Here is a 20,458-nt window from a genome sequence, read left to right as displayed (position 1 = left end):
GCTGGCGCCGGCTGCCGGGTCCTTCAGTCGAACCCGCGGGCGCGGCCGTGGATGCTCAGCACCAGCCCGATCGCGATGAAGTGGGCGATGGTGGCCGTGCCCCCGTAGGAGACCAGGGGCAGCGGCAGCCCGGTGATGGGCATGATCCCCACCGTCATGCCGATGTTGATGAAGGACTGGAAGGTCAGCCACGCCGCGACGCCCGCGCAGACCAGGCGGCCGTAGGGCTGGTCGCATTCGGCGGCCACCCGCAGGATCCGCCACACGATCACGCCGATCAGCGCGATGATGGTGCCGCCGCCGATGAACCCGAGCTCCTCCCCCGCGACGGTGAAGATGAAGTCGGTGTGCTGCTCGGGCACGAACCTGCCGCTGGTCTGCTCCCCCTCGAACAGCCCGGTGCCGTTGAACCCGCCGGAGCCGACCGAGATGATGGCCTGATTGGCGTTGTAGCCGGCGCCCCGCGGGTCGGCCATCGGATCGACGAACGCCGTGAAGCGCGCGATCTGGTAGTCCTTGAGCAGCCCGGACCACCACACGGCCAGCGCGCTGAGCACGCCGCAGGAGATCAGCCCGATGGTCCAGCCGACGGAGGCGCCCGACAGCGCCAGCATGCCCAGGTAGAGGGAGCCGAGCACCATGGCGGTGCCCAGGTCCGGCTGGGCGAGGATCAGCCCCAGCGGGACCGCCAGCGCGACCAGGCTGAACAGCACGTCCCACGTGGTGGGCACGTGCTCGCCGTCCCGATGCTCGCCCAGCAGCGCCGCCACGCCCAGGACGAGCGCGATCTTGGCGATCTCGCCGGGCTGGGCCTGGAACGCGCCGATGACGATCCAGGACCGGGAGCCGTTGATGACCGCACCGAGCGGTGTGAGCACCAGGACCAGGCCGATCACGGCGGCGACGAAGACGACGGGCGCGTAGGCGTGCGACGTCCGGTGGTCCAGGCAGGCCACGACCAGGCACAGCACCGCCCCGATGCACAGGTGCAGCAGGTGGCGCTGCAGGTAGCCCAGGGCCTCGCTCGGATGGGTGTCGCCCGCGGTGGACGCCCACACCAGCAGGGCCCCCAGGAGCGACAGCGCGGCGACCGCGGCCAGCAGCGCCCAATCGATCCGGCGCGGGAGGCGGTCCATGACCAGCCGCCCCGCTCGGTTGTGCCACGACCTCTGCGGAAGGAACGGACTCTGGTGGAGCGACATGGTGGGCCATCTCCGGTTGGGACGACGGTGGACGGTGACTGCTGCGCGATCCGCTACTTGCGGTAGCCGTCGGGCGGGGCGACCGTGCCGTCGGGCCGGACCTGCGGCAGCTTCTCCGGCGGCGCGCCGCCGGGCAGGGCCGGTTCGCGCTCCCCGGCCTGCTCCTCCTCTCCGCCCTCGCCCGCCGGCCCGGCCTGCGGCGTCGGGGCGAAGCCGTAGATGCCCTCGTAGATCTCCCTGGCCACCGGGGCCGAGGCGACGCCGCCGGTACCGCCCTGGGAGATGAAGACGACGACGGCGAACTGCGGGTCGTCGGCCGGGGCGTAGGAGGCGAACCAGGCCGACTCCCGCTTGCCGACGATGGTCGCCGAGCCCGTCTTGCCCGCGATGGACACCTTGTCCTGCGGGAACCCGTTGAAGGCCCCGGCGGCGGTGCCCTCCTTGGGCACCTGGGTCAGCGCGTCCTGCAGGTACTCCAGCGTCGTGTCGCTGACCGGCAGCCGCTCGGTCCCGCCCGGCGGGATCCGCTCGGCCTGCTTGCCGTCGGCCGAGACGAAGGCCTTGCCGATCCGCGGCTCGTGCAGCGTCCCGCCGTTGGCGATGGCGGCGTAGGCTCGGGCGAGCTGCAGCGGGGTGACCAGCACGTCGCCCTGGCCGATGGCGAAGTTCGCCGCGTCGCCGGCCCGCCACACGTAGCCGTCGGCGCAGTGCTCCTCGGCGACGGTGTGCAGGTAGTCGGCGTGAGCCGGATCCTCCTCGGCGACCTCGGGGTAACCCGTCTCGGCCCGGCGGCAGCTGTTCTCGCGGGTGTCCTCCCAGTACTGCTGCTTCCACTCCCGGTCGGGGATGCGCCCGGCCGCCTCGTGCGGCAGGTCGATGCCGGTGGGCGAGCCGAACCCGTACCCCTTGGCCATCTCCGCCATCGCGTCCTCGGGGTGGGCCACCGGGTCCATTCCGCCGTCCTCCTTCCACATGTCGTAGGCGAGCTGGTAGAAGACGGTGTTGCACGAGACCACGATGGCCTTGTGCAGACTGATGCTGCCGTGGGCGCTGCTCTCGTAGTTGCGGAACGCGCGGTCGCCCACGGTGACCGAGCTCGGGCAGTTGTAGTCGGCGTCGAGCGGGGAGCCGTTCTCCACCGCGGCCGACAGCGAGGACGCCTTGAAGGTCGAGGCCGGCGGGAACTGCCCCTGCACGGCCCGCGAGATCAGCGGCTGGCCCGCGCCCTCAGCCAGCAGCCCCTCGTAGGTCTCCTGGTCGATCCCGCCGTTCCAGACGGCGGGATCGTAATCGGGCATGCTGGCCATCGCGATGACATGGCCGGTCCGCACGTCCAGGACCACGCTCGCGGCCGAGTCGGCCGGGTACCCGGACTTCTTCGACCGCTCCACGCCCCGCCTCAGCGCCTCTTCCACGATGCCCTGCACCTCGGCGTCGATACTGGTCACCAGATGCTGCCCCGGCTCGGGCGGGGTCTCGGAGATCAGCCCCCTGACGTTGCCCATGTTGTCCACGGCCAGCGTGCGCACCCCCGGGTCGCCGCGCAGGCGGGCGTCGTAGACGGCCTCCAGGCCGTCGCGGCCGACCCGGTCCACGCCGCTGAACTGGGCGCGCAGCTCCTCACGCTCGGCGAGTTCATCCTCGGTCACCGGCTGCAGGTAGCCGAGGAGCTGGGCCGCGTCCTCGCCGCCGGGGTATTCGCGGACGGCGTGCTGCTGGGCGGAGATCCCGGGGAAGTCCTCCTGCTGCTCCATGATCTGCAGGGCGACCTTGGGGGCGACGTCCTCGGCCAGGGTGATGGGCTGGTAGGGCGAGCCCGGCCAGCAGGGGCGGCTCACCTCCGGGCCGCACAGCCGGGTGCGCCGGCTCAGCTCCTCGAACGGGGTCCCGAGCACCTCGGCGACCCGGTGCAGCACCGCCTCGCCCTCGTCCTCCTGGGCGAGCAGTGCGTGGTAATCGGCCGAGACCACGAGTTCGGTGTGGTTGCGCACGAGCGGGCGCCCGACCGCGTCCAGGATCTGGCCGCGCGTGGCCGGCACGATGAGGTTCTGGGCGTGGTTGGCGGCCGCGCGCTGCTTGTAGTGCTCGCCCATCGGCACCTGCAGGTACCACAGCCGCCCCGCGAGCACGGCCATCAGGGCGATCACCAGCACCTGCGCGGTGAGCAGGGCGCCGCGCCCCCGGTGGCCGGGCCGGGAACCGGTCGGGCCGCCGGGGGCGCCCTTGCGCCTTCTGCCGCGTTTGGCGCCGCCGGCGCCGCTGATCCTCTTCCGGATGCTCATCGCGTCCTCCCCCCGTTCGACCAGGGGGCCTCTCCGATCGCGGCGAACTCGTTCTCGGCCAGGCCGCGCATCACCCAGAACACCGGGTACAGCACGAACGGGCTCACCACCATGGTCATGAGCAGCACCAGCGGCGTGGTGCCGAGCACGGCCGGCACGGTCACCCGCGGGTCGCCGAGCACGGCGCCGATGAAGGCGTAGCCCAGGGAGACGCCGACCGTGCTCAGCGCGACGATGCCGAAGGGCCACAGCCCGGAGTGCGCCATCGGCTCGCGCAGGGAGCCGACCAGGTAGCCGGCCAGGCACAGGAGCATCGCGTAGCGGCCGATCTCGTGGTCGGCGGGCGGCAGGGCGTCCACGGCCAGGCCCGAGGCGAACCCCGCCACGGCACCGGTGGCCGGCCCGGTGCGCAGGGCCAGCGCCGTGACGGCGAGCAGCACCAGGTCCGGTGCGACGCCCCAGGGCAGCGACAGCCGGTTGACCACGGCCGTCTGCAGGATCACGGCGACCGCGGCCAGCAGTGCCGCCACCAATCCGCGGGTCATGACGGCTCCTCCTCGTTCTCCCGGCCCAGCGGGCCGGTGTCGCCCGCACCGGAACCGTCTCCGGTGCCTCCGGGGGGCTCATCGGTGTCGACTCCGGTGCCCGGCTCGTCGGCCGCACCGGTCCCCTCCCCGCCGGTCCCCTGCTCCGGCTCCTGCCCGGTCCCCTGGTCGGCCTCCCGGTCGGCTTCCTGGTCGGCGGCGGCCTCCTGGTCCGCCCCGTCCCGGGCTGCGTCCTCCGCCCGGTCGTCGGGGCCGGGCACCGACGGCGGCACGGAGTCGCGCGGATCGCTCTCCGGCGCGGCCACGACCACGCCGACCACATCGAGGCGGCTGAAGTCGACGACCGGTTCCACGTCGGCGGTGCGGCTCAGCGCGCCGGGGGTGTCATGGACCTCGCTCACCGCGCCGATGGGCACGCCGGGGACGTACGGGGCGTTGTCGTGCGAGCCGAGCGAGAGGATCTGCTCGCCCTTCTCGACCGTCGCGGTCGCGTCCAGCAGTTCGAAGCGCATCGGTGCGGACGTGCCGACCGCCTGCGCGCCGCCGCTGACCACGCCGATCTCCTTGGAGCCGGCCAGCCGCGCGCCCACAGAAGAGGAGCCGTCGGTGACCAGCCGGACGGTCGAGGTGGTCTCGCCGGCCTCGGTGACCCGGCCGACCAGGCCGTCGCCGTTGAGCACCGTCATCTCGGTGTCCACGCCGTCGCGGCGGCCGACGTCGAGGGTGACGGTGTCGGCGTAGCCCTGGACGGTCAGCCGGGTGACGGCCTGGGCCGGCACGATCTCGTAGTCGCCCAGGGAGGCCAGGCGCAGCAGGTCGGCCAGGTCGTCGGAGCGCTCCCGTTCGCGGTCGCGGGCGGCGAGCTCCCTGGTCAGTTCGGTGTTGCGCGCCTGGAGCTCCTCGATCCGCTCGCTCGCGCCGGGCGCGGCCGCCAGCGCCCGGTAGGCGTCGGTGATCGGGGCGGTCAGGGTGGAGACCGCCGTCGAGATCGGGGCGAAGGCCATCTGGCCCGCGGTGCGCGCGGTGCCGATGACCGGGTTGCCGTCGGAGCGCGAGTCCAGGACGATCAGGACCGCCGACACCAGCAGCAGCAGACCGAGGATGAACCGGGACCGGGTGTTCTCGCGCAGCATCACGGGCCCCCTGTCGTCGTGGGCGGCGGTGCGGTGGCGGCGGGCGCCGGCATCGTCAGCGCCGCCGTTCCGGAACCAGCACCTGGTTGAGGCGCTCGTAGTTCTCCACGCAGGTGCCCGAGCCGATGGCGACGGAGTCCAGCGCGTTCTCGGCGAGGTGGATCGGCATCCCGGTCTCGTGCCGCAGCCGCTCGTCCAATCCGTTCAGCAGCGCGCCGCCGCCGGTGACGGCGATGCCGCGGTCCATGACGTCGCCCGACAGCTCGGGCGGGCACTTGTCCAGCGTGGTGCGGACGGCGTCGATGATCAGGGCGACCGGTTCCTCGATGGCGTGGCGGACGTCGGCGGCGGACATGACCACCGTCTTGGGCAGCCCGCTGACCAGGTCGCGCCCCCGCACCTCGGCGTGCAGCTCCTCGGGGCCGGCCGGGTAGGCCGAGCCGATGGCGACCTTGAGCTCCTCGGCGGTGCGCTCCCCGACCATCAGGGAGTACTCCTTCTTGACGAAGGTCATGATGGCCTGGTCGAGCTCGTCGCCGCCGACCCTGATGGACTGGGAGGTGACGATGCCGCCCATGGAGATGACGGCGACCTCGGTGGTCCCCCCGCCGATGTCGACGACCATGTTGCCGGTGGGCTCGTGCACCGGCAGGCCGGCGCCGATGGCGGCGGCCATGGGCTCTTCGATGATGTAGACGCGCCGGGCTCCGGCCTGGTAGCCGGCCTCCTTGACCGCGCGGTGCTCGACGGAGGTGATGCCGCTGGGGACCGCGACGACGAGGCGCGGCTTGGCGAAGTGGCGGCGGCGGTGGATCTTCTGGATGAAGTAGCGCAGCATGCGCTCGGTGATGTCGAAGTCGGCGATGACGCCGTCCTTCAGCGGCCGTACCGCGGTGATGTTGCTGGGCGTGCGACCGATCATCTGCTTGGCGTCGATGCCCACCGCGACGATTTTGCCGGTCGAGGTGTTCAGGGCGACGACCGAGGGCTCGTTGAGGACGATTCCCCGGCCTCGCACGTAGACCAAGGTGTTCGCGGTCCCGAGGTCGACCGCCATGTCGCGGCCGAGAAAAGCAAGGTTATTGGTCATTAAACGTCCTCAGCGGCACCAATCGGGTGCGGCTTGCCCGGGGCGGTCAATACGACGTCGATCCGCACGGACCCGGATCGAGCTACTCGTATCGTAACGCTGCGCATCCGAGCCGCTACGCAAACACACCGGTTGGCCGCGGCCGCCGAGGACGTGAAGGAGAGGCCGCGAAACTCAGGTCAGGCCAGGTCGGGGAAGAACAGCTTGATCTCGCGCTCGGCGGAGTAGGTCGAGTCCGAGCCGTGCACGATGTTCTGCTGCACCTCCATGGCGAAGTCGCCGCGGACGGTGCCGGGCGCGGCCGCGACCGGGTCGGTGGCTCCGGCCAGGGCGCGGAACGCCTCGACCGAGCGCTCGCCCTCCACGACCATCGCCACGAGCGGGCCGCCGGTGATGAACTCGACCAGGGACTCGAAGAACGGCCTGGAGGCGTGCTCCTCGTAGTGGGTCTTGGCGGTGCCGGCGTCGAGCGTGCGCATGTCCAGCGCGACGATCTTCATGCCCTTGCGCTCGATGCGGGAGATGACCTCGCCGATGATGTTGCGCCGCACGCCATCGGGCTTGATCAGGACAAGGGTGCGCTCCACGGTTGTTGCCTCCTCGGCGACTAGACGGTGATCGGTGGATCCGGTGGTTTCAGCGCGGCCATCCCTGGGAACGCAGCACCTCCGGCCGAGCGCAACCCTACCGGTTAGGCCCGATCGCCCGCGGCGGCTTTCATCGCGTCGGTGCGCCGCCCCAGGAGGACCCCGGCGACCCACAGCCCGGCGAAGACGACCCCGATCACGACCATGCCGGGGACCAGGACGGAGCTGGCCAGCAGCGCGGCCTGCAGCGCCCAGCCGGCGTAGAACGCCCAGCGGAACCGCTGCAGGCAGGCCAGCACCAGCGCCGCGGCGGCGAGCCCGCCCCACACGCCGCCGGCCAGCGCCGGGGAGTGCCCGCCGAGCTGGATCGCGACGGGAACGGCCAGGCCGATGGCGATCACCTCGAACGCCAGGACGACGGCGCAGATGGTGCGCACCCTCACTCCCCCTTCATGAGATGCGCGGCGTCGCCGGCGGTGACGACGGAGCCGGTGATGAGCACGCCCGCGCCGCCGAACTCGCCGCTCTCCTCGGCCAGCGTGACGGCCTGATCGATGGCGTCGTCCAGGCGCGGCGCCAGGTGCACCCGGTCGGGGCCGAAGACCTCCTCGGCGACCTCCTTCAGCTCCTCGGGGCCCATGCTGCGCTGCGAGGAGTTGCGGGTCACCACGACTTCGGCGAGCAGCGGCTCCAGCGGCTCCAGGATGCCGGCCACGTCCTTGTCGGCCATGATCGCGACGACGCCGACGAGCCGGCTGAAGGTGAACGCCTCCTCCACGGTCGCGGCGGCGGCGGCCATGCCGGCCGGATTGTGCGCGGCGTCCACCAGGACCGTGGGGCTGCGCCGGACGACCTCCATGCGGCCGGGCGAGGCGACGCCGCCCAGCGCGGTGCCCACCAGAGCGGGGTCGAGCTGGTCGTCGCCCTCGCCGGGCGCGGCGAAGGCCTCCACGGCGGCGACCGCGACCGCGGCATTGCCGGCCTGGTGCGCCCCGAACAGCGGCAGGAAGACGCCGTCGTAGCCGCCGCGCAGCCCCTTGAGCGCGACCTGCTGCCCACCGACGGCGATGTCGCGGTGCACCACGCCGAACTCCAGCCCCTCGCGGGCGACCCTGGCCCCGATCTCGGAGACGCGGCGCATCAGGACCTCGGCCGCGGCCAGCGGCTGCTGGGCCAGGACCGCGATGGAACCGGGTTTGATGATCCCGCTCTTCTCCTCCGCGATGCCCTCGACCGTGTCGGGGAGGAACTGGGTGTGGTCGATGCCGATGGGCGTGACCACCGCGACGTCGGCGTCGACGACGTTGGTGGCGTCCCAGCGCCCGCCCATGCCGACCTCGATCACGGCCACGTCGACGGGCGCGTCGGCGAACGCCGCGTAGGCCATGGCGGTGAGGACCTCGAAGAACGACATCGGCACGTCGCTGTCGGCGTCGACCATCTCCACGTAGGGCAGGATGTCGACGTAGGTCTCGACGAACCGCTCCTCGGAGATCGGTTCGCCGTCGATGACGATCCGCTCGCGCATGCTCTTCAGGTGCGGACTGGTGTAGCGCCCGACCCGCAGGTGCCGCTCGCGCAGCAGCGCGTCGATCATGCGTGCGGTCGAGGTCTTGCCGTTGGTGCCGGTCAGGTGGATGGCGCGGTAGCTGCGCTGGGGTTCGCCCAGCAGGTCCATGAGCGCGCTGATGCGGTCCAGCGTGGGATCGATGAGGGATTCGCCGGCGCGGGCCATGATGGCCGCCTCGACGGCGCGGTAGTCGGAGCTCGAGGTCACGTTCTTCCGAAGGTCAGGGTCGGTTCGGGTGCACTCCCGAGTCTAGGTCGTCGTCGCGCCGGCCCGGAGGCGGCGTGCGCCCCCGGCACCCGCGGGGCCGGGAGACGGCGGTGGCCCGCCGCCCCTCGAAGGGGCGGCGGGCCACCGGACCGCGTCGGAGACTACCGCCTGCCGGGCTTGTAGCGCGGCTGGCTCTGCGGGTTGAACTCCTCGTAGGTCACGTTCTCGGCGCCCCTGAGGCGGCGGTCGTTGACCTGCAGGACGTCCAGGCCCTTCTGGATGTCGGAGGAGTAGATGTGGCCGTTGTAGTAGTAGGCCGACCACGAGCCGCCCGTCACCATGCTGGTGTCGGAGAGCGGGCCGCGCTCGAAGTAGGCGATCTCCTTGGGACGCCTGGGGTTGTTGAGGTCGATGACCGACACCCCGCCCTGGTACCAGGACTGCACGAAGTAGTCCTTGCCGGGAACCGGGATCAGCGAGCCGTTGTGGGCGACGCAGTTCTCGGTGTCGGCCTGGTGCCGCGGGAGTTTGAAGTAGCTGGCGAAGTCCAGCTCGGGCTCGTTGCCGGTGCCGACCTTGCCCTTGACGTCGAAGATCGCGTCGGCGCCGCGCTGGGGGCCGACCTCCTCGTTGCAGGTGGCCGCGCCGCCGCCGCCCAGCTCGTCGGTGAAGAGGACGTTCTTGCCGTCGTTGGTGAAGGTGGCCGAGTGCCAGAACGCGAAGTTGTCGTCCTGGACGCGCTCGATCACCTCGGGCTGCAGCGGGTCGCTGATGTCCATCAGGACGCCGTCGCCCATGCAGGCCCCCGCGGCGATGTCGCGCTCGGGGTAGACGGTGATGTCGTGGCAGCCCTGGGTCGGCAGCAGCAGGCCGGGCTGGTCGTGGTTGCCGCCGTCGGGGAAGAGCACCGGCTCGCCGGCGATGGCGGCCGAGGCCGGATCGTCCTTGGGGACCTCGATGATCGAGATCTTGTCGTGCGGCGGCTGGCAGTTCGGGAAGCTCGACGACGGCGAGTAGGACGAGACGTAGATGTAGTCGGTCCCGTCGTCGCCCGGCACCAGCGTCTGGGTGTGGGAACCGCAGTCGGTGCGCACGGCCGAGACGTACTGCGGGTCGGCCTTGTCGGAGATGTCGAAGATCCGCACGCCCTCGAACGCGTCGGGGTCGGAGGCGCTGACGGCCGGGCTGCCGCAGTCCTCGTCGGCCCTCGGGTAGTCGACGGCGAAGTAGACCAGGTCGCCGCTGACCGAGACGTCGCCCTGGCCGCCCTGGCACAGCACCTGGCTGACGATCTGCGGCTCCGCGGGGTCGGAGATGTCGTAGATCGTGAACCCGTTGTAGTTGCCGCCGATGGCGTAGTCGCCGGTGAAGGCGAGGTCGCTGTTGAACGCCCCGGTGGAGGCGAAGGCGCCCTGCTTGGGCACGTTGGCGAGATGGACCAGGTTGTCGCTCGTGACGACCTCGTCCACGCCGGGAACGGTGTCCGCGGCGGCGGCCCCGGGTACCAGGGCCGTGGTGCAGGCGAGGGCTATCGATCCCAGGACAGCCACGCCGACGCGACTCACGCGCGATCGCAGCGACCGTCTTGTGGACGGTCTGGGGGATGCCGGCATGCTTGGCTCCTCTCCACTACACGCCGAAAATTAGCGAAAACATACAGAGAAGGTCCTACGTGTGCATAGAGGGCGAGAACCGCACTGAGCTGGAGAGAAGTTTCTGACCAGAGGTTTGCGCAGGTCGGAAAGGTACTATCACTCTCCGTAATCAGAGTGTGTTCTATGTCACACTGGACAATTCGGCGCTCTCCGCCCCAGAGTCGAAAAGGAAGTGACCGCAGCGAGGCGGTGACATCGGGAAAGGGGCGCGTGTGCGGCGTGGGCTTGTTGCGATGGCCGGTGCGGCCCTTCTCGCCCTGGGAGCCACCGCGTGCGGCGGCGGCGAGCAGGAGCAGGCCGGCGACGACATCCCGGTCCTGGCCCCGGGAGCGCCCGGCGAGTCCGCCTCCCCCGCCACCGACGAGCAGTTGGCCGCGGTCGAGGAGTCCCTCACGCACAACGAGGCCGACTTCGAGTATGTGAGCAGGATGGTCGCGCACCACGAGCAGGCCCTGGAGATGACCGATCTGGTCCCGGACCGCGCCGAGCGCGAGGAGATCGGCAAGATCGCCGACCGCATCGCCGCGGCCCAGGACCCCGAGATCGAGGTCATGGAGGAGTGGCTGGAGGCCAACGTCTACGGCCCGGCCAGGGAGAACTCGGCGCACCGCAACTACTGCGGGCTCGACGGGGGCGAGGGGCACGACCACGGCGGCGACTGCGTCGAGGTCGACCACTCCGACATGCCGGGCATGGCCAGCGACGCGCAGATGGCCGACCTGGAGGCCGCCGAGGGCGAGGAGTTCGACGAGCTGTTCGTCGAACTCATGGTGACCCACCACCAGGGGGCCGTCACCATGGCCGAGGAGGAGCTCCTGGACGGCCGGCACCAGGTGGTGCTGGAGATGGCCAACGACGTCATCGCCGAGCAGAGCGTCGAGATCGGCCGGATGCGGGAGGTCCTCGGCGAGGACTGACCGACCGACCGGGGCCGGGCCCGGCCCCGGGGGCTTCAGTCGTCGTCACCGTCGTCGCCCAGCAGCCGCGGCCCGTCCCCGCCGCAGGCGAGGATCACCTCCACGTCGTCGTCACCGCCCTCGAACTCCACCGAGACCTCGGAGCCTGGACCGACCTCGGCGTCGTCGACGGTGTAGCCCTGGGCCGGTGTCCACCAGTCCAGGACGGCGCTGCCGTCGGCGCAGGTGGCCGCGACCGTGCCCCCGGCGCTCTCGAAGACCTCGGACCTGCCGTCGGCCGGCGCGTCCGGATTGGTCTGCGCGCCCTCGGGCGGGGCGGGCGTCGATCCGCTCGGGCTCGGTTCGGGGGGCGGCCCGGCCGACGACGGCGAGGCGGAGGGCCCCGCGTCGGCCAACTGCCGCTCCACACTGGCCTGGGACATCGGCTCGACCGGCTCGGAGGTGATGCCGGTGCCGAGCAGGTTGACCGCTGTCACGCCGACGGCGACGGCGACGACGGCCGCCACCAGCCAGCCGCCGACGGCGAGGAGGGACTGGCGTTTCATGGCCCCCACTCTGCCGAGCCGAACCCTAAGAGAACCTTAACGGAGAGCTATCCGGACGTCTCGCCGACGATGCGCGACCAGGCGGTTGGCTACCGTTCAACCGTGGCCCAGTTACTGCTGATCGAAGACGATCCCACGATCCGCACCTCCCTCACCCGCGCCCTCGGCGAACGCGGGCACGCGGTCTCCTCGGCGCCCACCGCCATGGCCGGGCTGCGCGAGGCCGTCGACGCCGCCCCCGACCTCGTGGTGCTCGACCTCGGCCTGCCCGACCTGGACGGGCTGGAGATGCTGCGGATGCTGCGCGCCGTCTCCCGGATCCCGGTGATCGTCGCCACCGCCCGCGACGACGAGCGCGAGATCGTGCGCGCCCTGGACGTCGGAGGCGACGACTACGTGGTCAAACCGTTCAGCGCGGCGCAACTGGACGCCCGGATCCGGGCCGTGCTGCGCCGCCTGGGGGCCGGAGCCGACACCGACGAGGCGGTCGCCGTCAGCGGCCTGCGGGTCGATCCGGCCTCGCGGGAGGCCACCCTGGACGGCCGCCCCCTGGACCTCACGCCCAAGGAGTTCGATCTGCTTCACTACCTGGCCAGCCGAACGGGGCAGGTGGTCTCGAAGAAGGAGCTGCTCACCGAGGTCTGGCGGGTCCCCTACGGGGGTGCGGACAAGTCGGTGGACGTCCATCTGTCGTGGCTGCGGCGCAAGCTCGGGGAGACCGCGCAGCGCCCCCGCTACCTGCAGACGGTGCGCGGTGTCGGGGTGAAGCTGACCGAGCCGCGCGGCGGGGAGGACGGTACCGGGTGAGGCGGCGCCTGACGATCCTGGTCGGCGCCACCACGTCGCTGGTGCTGGTGGCCTTCCTGGTGCCGCTCGCGCTGCTGGTGCAGACGGTCGCCTACGACCAGGCGCTCAATTCGGCCTCCCTGGAGGCGCGGACGCTGAGCGTGGTGGCCGCCACCGGCGACGAGGCGTCGCTGCGCGCCACCGTGCAGCGCACCAACTCCGGGGAGCCGTTCCCGGTGACGGTCTTCCTCCCCGGCGGCCGGGTGATCGGCGAGCCGGCCCCGGAGTCGGCGGCGGTGCGGCTGGCCCGCAGCGGCCGGACGTTCAACGCCGAACTGCCCGACGGCGGGGTCGAGGTGCTGTTCAGCGTCGGGGCGCCGGACGGCACGTCGGTGACCCGCGTCCTGGTCAGCGAGGAGCAGTTGCGCTCCGGCGTCTACCGCGCCTGGCTGATCCTGGCCCTGATGGGCGTGGCGCTGCTGCTGATCAGCCTGGCCGTGGCGAACCGGCTGGCGCGCTCGCTGGTGCGCTCCATCGACGAACTGGCCGGCGCCTCGCACAGGCTCGCCGAGGGCGACCTGAGCGCCCAGGCCCGGCCGGACGGCCCGCCGGAGATCAACGCGGTCGCCGCGACGCTGAACACCCTGGCCGCCCGCATCAGCGACCTGCTCGTCGGCGAGCGCGAACGGGTGGCCGACCTCTCCCACCGGGTGCGCACCCCGCTCACCGCGCTCAAGCTCGACGCGGAGTCGGTGCGCGACCCCGAGGAGCGGGAGCGGCTGGAGACCTCCATCGCGGCGCTGGAACGGGCGGTGACGCAGAGTATCAACGACGCGCGCCGCCCGGCCGAGGACGGCGGCCGCTGCGACGCCACCCGGGTGGTGCGCGACCGGGTGGAGTTCTGGACCGTGCTCGCCGAGGACCAGGAGCGGCGCTTGGACGCGGAGCTGCCCGACCGCCCACTGGCCGTCGGCGTCGCGGGCGACGAGCTGGAGTCGGCGGTCGACGCGCTCCTGGGCAACGTCTTCGCGCACACCCCCGAGGGCACCGCGTTCTCGGTGCGGCTGCGCGCGGCCGACGGCGGCGGCGCGGTCCTGGTGGTCGAGGACGAGGGGCCGGGCCTGAGCCGGTCACCGCAGCGGGGCGAGAGCGGCGCCGGCTCCACCGGGCTCGGGCTGGACATCGCCCGCCGCGCAGCCGAAGGCTCCGGCGGGTCCTTCGCGGCCGACTCCCCCGTCGGCGCGCGGATCACCCTGCGCCTGGGGCCCGCCGGGGATCCGCGCCAGGCGGTGACCGCGCGCCGGGCGCCCGGGGCGTTTTGACGCTTTGTTTGCCCTCCTCCAGCAGATCTCCCGCGTTTTGGGGCAGCGGATGCACGAGCACGATCCAGCACCGGACCGGGCGAGGAGAGGAGAGGAGAGGAGAGCCATGCGAGGCTTCGGCGCCGCCGGCGGTCCCGGCCGGGTGGTCGCGGGCATGGCGGTGGTCATGCTGGCCCTGGTGAGCGGGTGCGGACGCCCTCCCGCCTACCCCGAGGGCGTGGAGATCACCGAGCAGCCGGGCGAGCCGGCCTTGGAGGAGGGCGACGATCCGGCGAATCCGGAGATCGACATCCTCGCGGCCGCGGACATGGCCGGGGAGCAGGTCCCCGAGGGCGTGCTCTACGACATCGAGCTGGAGCACGGCCGGGAATGGCACGTCGACCTCATGGTCGGCGACCGCAGCCGCGAGGTCGTCATCGACAGCGCGAACGGAAACATCACCGAGGGCAGCGGGCAGGGAGCGCCCGTGAGCGAGCCCTTCGACACCGCGCCCCCGGTGAGTCTGGAGGAGGCCGTGGACACGGCCTTGACCGAGACCGGAGGGAAACTGTCCAACGAGGCCAACCTCGCGTTCGAGGAGGGACGAACCACCTGGGAGGTCCACGTCGACGACGCCCGCGTCGTCAGCCTCGACGCCGACTCCGGCGAGGTCGTCGACATCGACGGCTGAGGCGGTCGATGCCGGTACCGGGATGCGGAGGCCGCCGTGCGCCATCCAGGATCCTGCACACCGGCGTCCGCTCTCGCGCGAAAGTCCAGGACAGGCCGATCCTACCCGAAGTAGGATCGGCGCATGAGCACGCAGAAGCTGTCCATAACGGTTCCCGAGGAGACGCTCCGGGAGATCAGACGCTCCGCCGAAGAGGCCGGGCTGTCGGTTTCCGCCTGGATGTCCCAGGCAGTGGAGTTGGTACTGCAGACCCAGGCCGGACTCGACTTCGTCGCCGAGTACGAGGAGACGCACGGTCCCCTCAGCCCCGATTCGGTCTCCCGGGCACAGGCCGAGATCCACGATGCGCTGGCCAGGTCGCACGCCGACAGCGGTGCAGCCGAGCACCTTCTCGAACGGGAGGCGTGTTGATCCAGGTCGTCGGCCGCCGGCCGGTTCTCTACGATGCCGGAGCGCTTCTCGCCGCCGAACGCGGTGACCCGGAGATGCTGTCACTGCATCGCGGCTTCTGCATGGAACTCATGCCCAGAATCATTCCCGCATCGGTGTTGACCCAGGTCTGGCGGGATGGAGCCTGCCAGGCCCGCCTGGCGCGCTTCCTCAAGAGCTGCAAAATCCACGCCACTCCGGAGGACACCGCGCGCGAAGCCGGATTGCTCCTGGGAAGATCCGGCACCAAGGATGTGGTGGACGCGACGGTCGTGGCCACGGCCAGAAGCCTGGGAGCCACCATGATCGTCACCAGCGATGAGGGCGACATCAAGAGGCTGTGGGAAGTCGCCGACAGCCGTGTGCACGTGACCATCCGGCACGTCTGAACAGCGGAGCGGGGAGTGGCGGCCGCCACTCCCCGCTCCGCCCGGCCGACGGCCTCAGGCGCTCTTCTCCTCGCGCTCGGTCTCGGCCGCGAGCTTGGCCCGGGGCACGATCGTGGGGTTGACGTGCTCCAGCACCGCCTCGCGGGTGATGATCACCTGCGCGACGTCCTCGCGGCTGGGGACCTCGTACATCACCGAGAGCAGGACCTCCTCGATGATGGCGCGCAGGCCGCGGGCGCCGGTGCCGCGGATGATCGCCTGCTCGGCGATGGCGTCGAGCGCGTCGTCGGTGAACTCCAGCTCCACGTTGTCGAGCTCGAACAGCCGCTGGTACTGCTTGACCAGCGCGTTGCGCGGCTCGGTGAGGATGCGGATCAGCGCGGCGCGGTCGAGGTTGTGCACGCTGGTGATGACCGGCAGCCGGCCGACGAACTCCGGGATCATCCCGAACTTCAGCAGGTCCTCGGGCATCACGTCGGAGAACTGGTCGGTGTCGTCGAGGTCCTGCTTGGAGTGCAGGATGGCGTTGAAGCCCATCCCCTGCTTGCCGACCCGCGACTCGATGATCTTCTCCAGGCCGGCGAAGGCTCCGCCGCAGATGAACAGCACGTTGGTGGTGTCGATCTGGATGAACTCCTGGTGGGGGTGCTTGCGCCCGCCCTGCGGCGGCACGCTGGCTGTGGTGCCCTCCAGGATCTTCAGCAGCGCCTGCTGCACGCCCTCACCCGAGACGTCGCGGGTGATCGAGGGGTTCTCGCTCTTGCGCGCGACCTTGTCGACCTCGTCGATGTAGATGATGCCGGTCTCGGCCTTCTTGACGTCGTAGTCGGCGGCCTGGATCAGCTTGAGCAGGATGTTCTCGACGTCCTCGCCGACGTAGCCCGCCTCGGTCAGCGCGGTGGCGTCGGCGATCGCGAACGGGACGTTGAGGATCTTGGCCAGGGTCTGCGCCAGCAGCGTCTTGCCCGAGCCCGTGGGGCCCAGCAGCAGGATGTTGGACTTGGCGATCTCGATGTCCTCGTCGCGCGGGCGGTCGCCCTCGGACTGGACACGCTTGTAGTGGTTGTAGACCGCGACCGACAGCGCCTTCTTCGCCTGCTCCTGGCCGATGACGTAGGAATCCAGGAATTCGTAGATTTCGCGCGGCTTGGGGAGGCTGTCCCATTTCAGCTCGGTGGCGTCCGCGAGCTCCTCTTCGATGATCTCATTACAGAGGTCGATACATTCGTCGCAGATGTACACACCCGGTCCGGCAATGAGCTTCTTCACCTGCTTCTGGCTCTTGCCGCAGAACGAGCACTTCAGCAGGTCTCCACCGTCGCCGATGCGTGCCACCCAGCTACTCCTTAAAACGTAGGCCACCCCGTCTTCGCGTCACCCGGCGTGGCGCGGGAACGCCGGTCCGCGGCCCTCCCGGGTCCCGGTGGCGGCGACAAGCCCATGTCCTGGACGAGCTACCGCCATTTCAGGATATGCGCTCCCTGCGGGGTGACCAACGGGATGATCTGTGCGTCGTTCCCACGAGCCTAAGCGAAGAAGCGGGCCGACCACACATCGCGCGGTGCGCGGCGTGCGATCCGCCGGCCCGTCTTCTCCCACGCGTCCTCATTGGGACCGACCCTACTTGACCGACGCCTTGCGGTAGGGGAACACGTCATCGATGATGCCGTACTCCTTGGCTTCCTCCGCGGTGAGGATCTTGTCGCGCTCGATGTCGCGCGAGATGTCCTCGGGCGTCTTGTCGGTGTGCCGGGCCAGCGTCGTCTCCAGCTGCTTGCGGATCCGCATGATCTCGTTCGCCTGGATCTCGATGTCGGTGGCCGCGCCGTAGGTGCCCTCGATGGCGGGCTGGTGGATCAGGACCCGCGAGTTGGGCAGCGCGGCGCGCTTGCCCTTGGTGCCGCCGGCGAGCAGCACTGCGGCGGCCGAGGCGGCCTGGCCGATGCAGACCGTGGAGATGTCGGGCCGCACGAACTGCATCGTGTCGTAGATGGCCATCAGCGCCGTGAACGACCCGCCCGGCGAGTTGATGTACATCGTGATGTCGCGGTCGCTGTCGATGTGCTCCAGCGTGATCAGCTGGGCCATGATGTCGTTGGCCGACGTGTCGTCGATCTGCACGCCGACGAAGATGATCCGCTCCTCGAAGAGCTTGTTGTACGGGTTCATCTCCTTGACGCCGTACGTCGTGCGCTCGACGTAGGAGGGCAGGATGTAGCGGCTCTGCGGAGACGCCGGCGCCATCCCGCCGCCGTAGGGGTTGAGGTTGTACTCGGTCATGTTCGAGCCTTCCACACTGTGGGTGTCCACACGGGTGAATTCGTCCTGAACCGGCGGCGGGGCCGGCTACCTGTTCCCGGACACCACGTCCGGGGTGTTGGACAGGACCTCGTCGATGAAGCCGTAGTCCTTGGCCGCGTCGGCGGTGAACCAGCGGTCCCGGTCGGCGTCCTTCTCGATCTGCTCGATCGACTGGCCCGTGTGCAGGGAGACGCGCTCGAAGAACATCCGCTTCACGTACATCAGCTGGTCGGCGAGGATCCGGATGTCGGACTCCGTCCCCCCGATGCCGCCGGAGGGCTGGTGCATCATGACGCGGGTGTGCGGCAGCGCGTAGCGCTTGCCGGGGGCGCCCGCGCACAGCAGCATCTGCCCCATGGAGGCGGCCAGGCCCATGCCCACGGTGCGGACGTCGTTGGGGATGTACTGCATGATGTCGTAGATCGCCATGCCGGCGGTCACCGAACCGCCGGGTGAGTTGATGTAGAGCGTGATGTCACGCTGCCGGTCCTCGGCGGACAGCAGCAGCAGCTCACCCACGATGCGGTTGGCGATGTCGTCGTCGACCTGCTGGCCGAGGAAGACGATGCGCTCGCGCAGCAGCCGCTGCGACGTCTGGTCGAACATCGGGGGAATAGGCGACTCGGCCGTACGGGCGTCGATTCGCATGGACTCATTGAAGGTCGGCGGCACTCTCGTCACCTGCTCCGGAATCGAAACGGTTGCGACGCTTGCGACACTAACGGTCTTCACCGCTCCTCTCGCACGGATCCCGCCCCTGTTCGCTTTGAGCGCAGGTGCCGGACGCCGCGGCCCGGGTGTTTCACGGGCGGCGAAACGCACACGAGTCCCGCCCCGGCCCGCGTGGGGTCGGAAGCGGGACTCGTGGTCGCGCGGGAGTGCGGCGAGAGCCAGAGAAAACTACGCCTTGCTGCCGGTCTCGGCCTCCTCGGCCGGTGCCTCCTCGGGGGCCTCGGCGGCGGTCTCGGGGGTCTCGGCGGCGTCCTCGGACTCCTCGGGGGCGTCCGGCTCGATCTCGTTGCCCGACTCGTCGGTGATCTTGGCCTTCTCCACGACCAGGCTCATGGCCTTGGCGCGGACGACCTCGGTGTAGGCGACCCGGATCTGGTTGGACTCGACCAGGTGCTGGGCGAGCTGGTCGGGGGAGATCCCCATACGCTGGGCCTGCTCGACCACGTACTGGCTGAGCTCGTTGTTGTCGGCGGCCAGCTCCTCCTGCAGGGCGAGCTGGTCGAGGATGAAGCCGGCCTTGACGGCCGATCCGGCGCCCTTGGTGAGCTCCTCCTCGAACTCCTCCTCGGTCTGCTCCTGGGCCTCGAGGTAGGACTCCTTGGTCAGCCCGCTCTGCGTGAGCTGCTGCTCCAGGCTCTGCCGGCGGCGGGTGATCTCCTCGTCCACCACGCTGTCGGGCAGCGGGATGTCGATGGAGTCGACCAGCTTCTCCAGCGCGCGGTCGCGGGCCTGGGAGAGCTGCTGGAGGCGGCGGGACTGCTCCAGGCGGGTGCGGACGTCGGCGCGCAGCTCCTCGATCGTGTCGAACTCGCTGGCCATCTGCGCGAACTCGTCGTCGAGCTCCGGGAGCTCCTTGACCTTGACGCTGTGCACGGTGACGGTGACGTCGGCCTCCCTGCCCTCGTACTCACCGCCCACGAGCTTGGTGGAGAAGGTCTTGGACTCGCCGGTGGACATGCCCTGGAGGGCATCGTCGAGCCCCTCCAGCATGGTGTTGGTGCCGATCTCGTAGGAGATGCCGCTGGCCTGCACGTCATCGAGCTTCTCGCCGTCGATGGCGGCGGACAGGTCGATGGAGAGGTGGTCGCCGTTCTCGGCGGGGCGTTCGGCGCCGGTCAGGGTGGCGAAGCGCTCGCGCAGGTTGCCGACCTGGTCGTCGACCTGCTCGTCGGTGACATCGGCGTCGTCGACCGTGACCTCGAGGCCCTCGTAGTCGGCGACCTCGAACTTCGGGCGGATGTCGACCTCGGCGGTGAAGGTCAGCTCGTCGCCGTCCTCCAGCTTGGTGATCTCCACGTCCGGCTGGCCGAGAGCGAAGACGTCCTTCTGCTGAACGGCCTCGTTGTAGAGCTCGGGAACCGCGTGGTTGACCGCTTCGCTGATCACCGCGCCGCGGCCGACGTAGCGGTCGATGAGCCGGGCCGGCGCCTTACCCGGGCGGAAGCCCTTGATCCGGACCTGCTTGGCGAGCGACTTGTATGTCACGTCGAAGGCGTGGTCGAGTTCCTCGAAAGGAACCTCGATGGTCAGCTTGACCCGGGTCGGGCTGAGCTCCTCGACATCGGTCTTCACGGGGCGGTACTCCTAGATTTCCGGCTGTTTTCCGGTACGACCCGGAACGGCACGCGGCAACGGCGCGAAGCGACGGCCGACGCCGACTGCGGGGCGCCACAAGAGATTGAGAACTCTGCGTGATTTTCTTGCCAATCACGCCAAGTCTAGGGCAGATACACGGGGACTCACGGCCGATGGACACTCGGAAGGACCCACGAGCCGCACGTCGTTTCGTCGGGGAGGCGGGATTCGAACCCGCGGCCTCATGCTCCCAAAGCATGCGCGCTAACCAAGCTGCGCTACTCCCCGTGAGCCTCACGCGGACACCCACGGATGGGCGCGACCAACGCTGCGGAGACTGTAGTCTTGTCTCCGTCGGCTCCACGAGTCTAGAGGAAACTCAAGAGGCCCGGCGCCATGCGGGCGTAGTTCAATGGTAGAACTCCAGCCTTCCAAGCTGGTCGTGCGGGTTCGATTCCCGTCGCCCGCTCCAACAGCCCAAGGGCCAGGCCGTCCCCGATGCCGGGAACGCCTGGCCCTCG

The 20,458-nt window shown here is 70.3% G+C and carries 20 protein-coding genes and 2 tRNA genes; 7 read left to right on the top strand and 15 right to left on the bottom strand.

The annotated features are described in order from the left end of the window. Positions 1-23: 23 nt before the first annotated feature. From rodA to HDA32_RS07265, 9 genes are all read right to left on the bottom strand, one after another. The gene (rodA, locus tag HDA32_RS07305) at positions 24-1,136 is read right to left on the bottom strand and encodes a rod shape-determining protein RodA (RefSeq protein ID WP_246334758.1); all 1,113 of its coding nucleotides are present in this window, start codon (positions 1,134-1,136) and stop codon (positions 24-26) included. A 119-nt stretch (positions 1,137-1,255) separates the two neighbouring features. After that, positions 1,256-3,484: a penicillin-binding protein 2 gene (mrdA, locus tag HDA32_RS07300; protein WP_179642478.1), complete on the bottom strand. Its 2,229-nt coding sequence runs from the start codon at positions 3,482-3,484 to the stop codon at positions 1,256-1,258. Continuing rightward, the gene (gene mreD, locus HDA32_RS07295; RefSeq protein ID WP_179642477.1) at positions 3,481-4,029 is read right to left on the bottom strand and encodes a rod shape-determining protein MreD; all 549 of its coding nucleotides are present in this window, start codon (positions 4,027-4,029) and stop codon (positions 3,481-3,483) included. Before mreD ends, mrdA begins: the two co-directional genes overlap by 4 nt. Then, on the bottom strand, positions 4,026-5,162 hold the full coding sequence (gene mreC, locus HDA32_RS07290) for a rod shape-determining protein MreC (protein ID WP_179642476.1): 1,137 nt from the start codon (positions 5,160-5,162) through the stop codon (positions 4,026-4,028). The genes mreD and mreC overlap by 4 nt, the downstream gene beginning before the upstream one ends. Positions 5,163-5,217: 55 nt before the next feature. Further along, positions 5,218-6,252 carry a rod shape-determining protein gene (locus tag HDA32_RS07285; RefSeq protein WP_179642475.1) on the bottom strand — a complete coding sequence of 345 codons (1,035 nt, stop codon included), beginning with the start codon at positions 6,250-6,252 and terminating at the stop codon, positions 5,218-5,220. Positions 6,253-6,431: 179 nt separating this feature from the next. Continuing rightward, a complete protein-coding gene (gene ndk, locus HDA32_RS07280) occupies positions 6,432-6,839 on the bottom strand; it encodes a nucleoside-diphosphate kinase (protein ID WP_179642474.1) in 408 nt (135 codons plus the stop codon). Positions 6,840-6,943: 104 nt separating this feature from the next. Continuing rightward, complete coding sequence (locus HDA32_RS07275) at positions 6,944-7,276, bottom strand: DUF4233 domain-containing protein (protein WP_179642473.1); 333 nt, start codon at positions 7,274-7,276, stop codon at positions 6,944-6,946. A 2-nt stretch (positions 7,277-7,278) separates the two neighbouring features. Further along, positions 7,279-8,574 carry a bifunctional folylpolyglutamate synthase/dihydrofolate synthase gene (locus tag HDA32_RS07270; RefSeq protein ID WP_179646522.1) on the bottom strand — a complete coding sequence of 432 codons (1,296 nt, stop codon included), beginning with the start codon at positions 8,572-8,574 and terminating at the stop codon, positions 7,279-7,281. A gap of 203 nt (positions 8,575-8,777) precedes the next feature. Next, a complete protein-coding gene (locus tag HDA32_RS07265; RefSeq protein WP_179642472.1) occupies positions 8,778-10,229 on the bottom strand; it encodes an LVIVD repeat-containing protein in 1,452 nt (483 codons plus the stop codon). Between the two features lie 275 nt (positions 10,230-10,504). Between HDA32_RS07265 and HDA32_RS07260 the strand changes: the two genes are divergently transcribed. Then, on the top strand, positions 10,505-11,188 hold the full coding sequence (locus HDA32_RS07260) for a DUF305 domain-containing protein (RefSeq protein ID WP_179642471.1): 684 nt from the start codon (positions 10,505-10,507) through the stop codon (positions 11,186-11,188). A gap of 35 nt (positions 11,189-11,223) precedes the next feature. Here HDA32_RS07260 and HDA32_RS07255 read toward each other — a convergent pair whose 3' ends face one another. Continuing rightward, complete coding sequence (locus HDA32_RS07255) at positions 11,224-11,733, bottom strand: septum formation initiator (RefSeq protein ID WP_179642470.1); 510 nt, start codon at positions 11,731-11,733, stop codon at positions 11,224-11,226. A gap of 102 nt (positions 11,734-11,835) precedes the next feature. Between HDA32_RS07255 and HDA32_RS07250 the strand changes: the two genes are divergently transcribed. From HDA32_RS07250 to HDA32_RS07230, 5 genes are all read left to right on the top strand, one after another. Next, positions 11,836-12,540 (top strand): response regulator transcription factor, encoded by a 705-nt coding sequence (locus tag HDA32_RS07250; protein ID WP_179642469.1) that lies wholly within the window; start codon positions 11,836-11,838, stop codon positions 12,538-12,540. Further along, positions 12,537-13,841: a sensor histidine kinase gene (locus HDA32_RS07245; protein ID WP_179642468.1), complete on the top strand. Its 1,305-nt coding sequence runs from the start codon at positions 12,537-12,539 to the stop codon at positions 13,839-13,841. The genes HDA32_RS07250 and HDA32_RS07245 overlap by 4 nt, the downstream gene beginning before the upstream one ends. 106 nt (positions 13,842-13,947) lie before the next feature. Then, positions 13,948-14,511, top strand: a complete 564-nt coding sequence (locus tag HDA32_RS07240) for a PepSY domain-containing protein (RefSeq protein ID WP_179642467.1) — start codon at positions 13,948-13,950, stop codon at positions 14,509-14,511. A 123-nt stretch (positions 14,512-14,634) separates the two neighbouring features. Continuing rightward, on the top strand, positions 14,635-14,922 hold the full coding sequence (locus HDA32_RS07235) for a hypothetical protein (protein WP_179642466.1): 288 nt from the start codon (positions 14,635-14,637) through the stop codon (positions 14,920-14,922). Next, positions 14,919-15,329, top strand: a complete 411-nt coding sequence (locus tag HDA32_RS07230) for a PIN domain-containing protein (RefSeq protein ID WP_179642465.1) — start codon at positions 14,919-14,921, stop codon at positions 15,327-15,329. The genes HDA32_RS07235 and HDA32_RS07230 overlap by 4 nt, the downstream gene beginning before the upstream one ends. Positions 15,330-15,383: 54 nt before the next feature. On the opposite strand, the gene clpX is transcribed toward HDA32_RS07230, so the two are convergent. The 5 genes from clpX to HDA32_RS07205 all read right to left on the bottom strand — a co-directional run bounded on the left by clpX (position 15,384) and on the right by HDA32_RS07205 (position 20,225). Next, positions 15,384-16,664, bottom strand: coding sequence for an ATP-dependent Clp protease ATP-binding subunit ClpX (gene clpX, locus HDA32_RS07225; protein WP_179642464.1), 1,281 nt, complete (start codon positions 16,662-16,664; stop codon positions 15,384-15,386). Between the two features lie 285 nt (positions 16,665-16,949). Then, positions 16,950-17,609, bottom strand: a complete 660-nt coding sequence (locus tag HDA32_RS07220) for an ATP-dependent Clp protease proteolytic subunit (RefSeq protein ID WP_179642463.1) — start codon at positions 17,607-17,609, stop codon at positions 16,950-16,952. A 66-nt stretch (positions 17,610-17,675) separates the two neighbouring features. Beyond that, positions 17,676-18,236, bottom strand: coding sequence for a ClpP family protease (locus HDA32_RS07215; protein ID WP_312863405.1), 561 nt, complete (start codon positions 18,234-18,236; stop codon positions 17,676-17,678). Between the two features lie 294 nt (positions 18,237-18,530). Then, on the bottom strand, positions 18,531-19,934 hold the full coding sequence (gene tig, locus HDA32_RS07210) for a trigger factor (protein ID WP_179642461.1): 1,404 nt from the start codon (positions 19,932-19,934) through the stop codon (positions 18,531-18,533). A 216-nt stretch (positions 19,935-20,150) separates the two neighbouring features. Further along, positions 20,151-20,225, bottom strand: a tRNA-Pro gene (locus HDA32_RS07205). 110 nt (positions 20,226-20,335) lie between these two features. On the opposite strand from HDA32_RS07205, the gene HDA32_RS07200 reads away from it, so the two are divergent. After that, a tRNA-Gly gene (locus tag HDA32_RS07200) sits at positions 20,336-20,409 on the top strand. Positions 20,410-20,458 lie beyond the last annotated feature (49 nt).

The organism is Spinactinospora alkalitolerans (assembly GCF_013408795.1).
In the GTDB taxonomy this organism is placed as follows: domain Bacteria; phylum Actinomycetota; class Actinomycetes; order Streptosporangiales; family Streptosporangiaceae; genus Spinactinospora; species Spinactinospora alkalitolerans.
Note: the sequence above shows the minus strand (reverse complement) of the source record. Positions and strands in the feature narration are given on the sequence as shown.

Coding starts and splice junctions, on each gene's coding strand:
- HDA32_RS07255 (WP_179642470.1), bottom strand. CDS start 11,733: ATGAAACGCCAGTCCCTCCTCGCCGTCGGCGGCTGGCTGGTGGCGGCC.
- HDA32_RS07235 (WP_179642466.1), top strand. CDS start 14,635: ATGAGCACGCAGAAGCTGTCCATAACGGTTCCCGAGGAGACGCTCCGG.
- rodA (WP_246334758.1), bottom strand. CDS start 1,136: ATGGACCGCCTCCCGCGCCGGATCGATTGGGCGCTGCTGGCCGCGGTC.
- HDA32_RS07270 (WP_179646522.1), bottom strand. CDS start 8,574: ATGGCCCGCGCCGGCGAATCCCTCATCGATCCCACGCTGGACCGCATC.
- HDA32_RS07220 (WP_179642463.1), bottom strand. CDS start 17,609: ATGACCGAGTACAACCTCAACCCCTACGGCGGCGGGATGGCGCCGGCG.
- HDA32_RS07265 (WP_179642472.1), bottom strand. CDS start 10,229: ATGCCGGCATCCCCCAGACCGTCCACAAGACGGTCGCTGCGATCGCGC.
- mreD (WP_179642477.1), bottom strand. CDS start 4,029: ATGACCCGCGGATTGGTGGCGGCACTGCTGGCCGCGGTCGCCGTGATC.
- HDA32_RS07285 (WP_179642475.1), bottom strand. CDS start 6,252: ATGACCAATAACCTTGCTTTTCTCGGCCGCGACATGGCGGTCGACCTC.
- mrdA (WP_179642478.1), bottom strand. CDS start 3,484: ATGAGCATCCGGAAGAGGATCAGCGGCGCCGGCGGCGCCAAACGCGGC.
- HDA32_RS07240 (WP_179642467.1), top strand. CDS start 13,948: ATGCGAGGCTTCGGCGCCGCCGGCGGTCCCGGCCGGGTGGTCGCGGGC.
- HDA32_RS07260 (WP_179642471.1), top strand. CDS start 10,505: ATGGCCGGTGCGGCCCTTCTCGCCCTGGGAGCCACCGCGTGCGGCGGC.
- mreC (WP_179642476.1), bottom strand. CDS start 5,162: ATGCTGCGCGAGAACACCCGGTCCCGGTTCATCCTCGGTCTGCTGCTG.
- HDA32_RS07215 (WP_312863405.1), bottom strand. CDS start 18,236: ATGTTCGACCAGACGTCGCAGCGGCTGCTGCGCGAGCGCATCGTCTTC.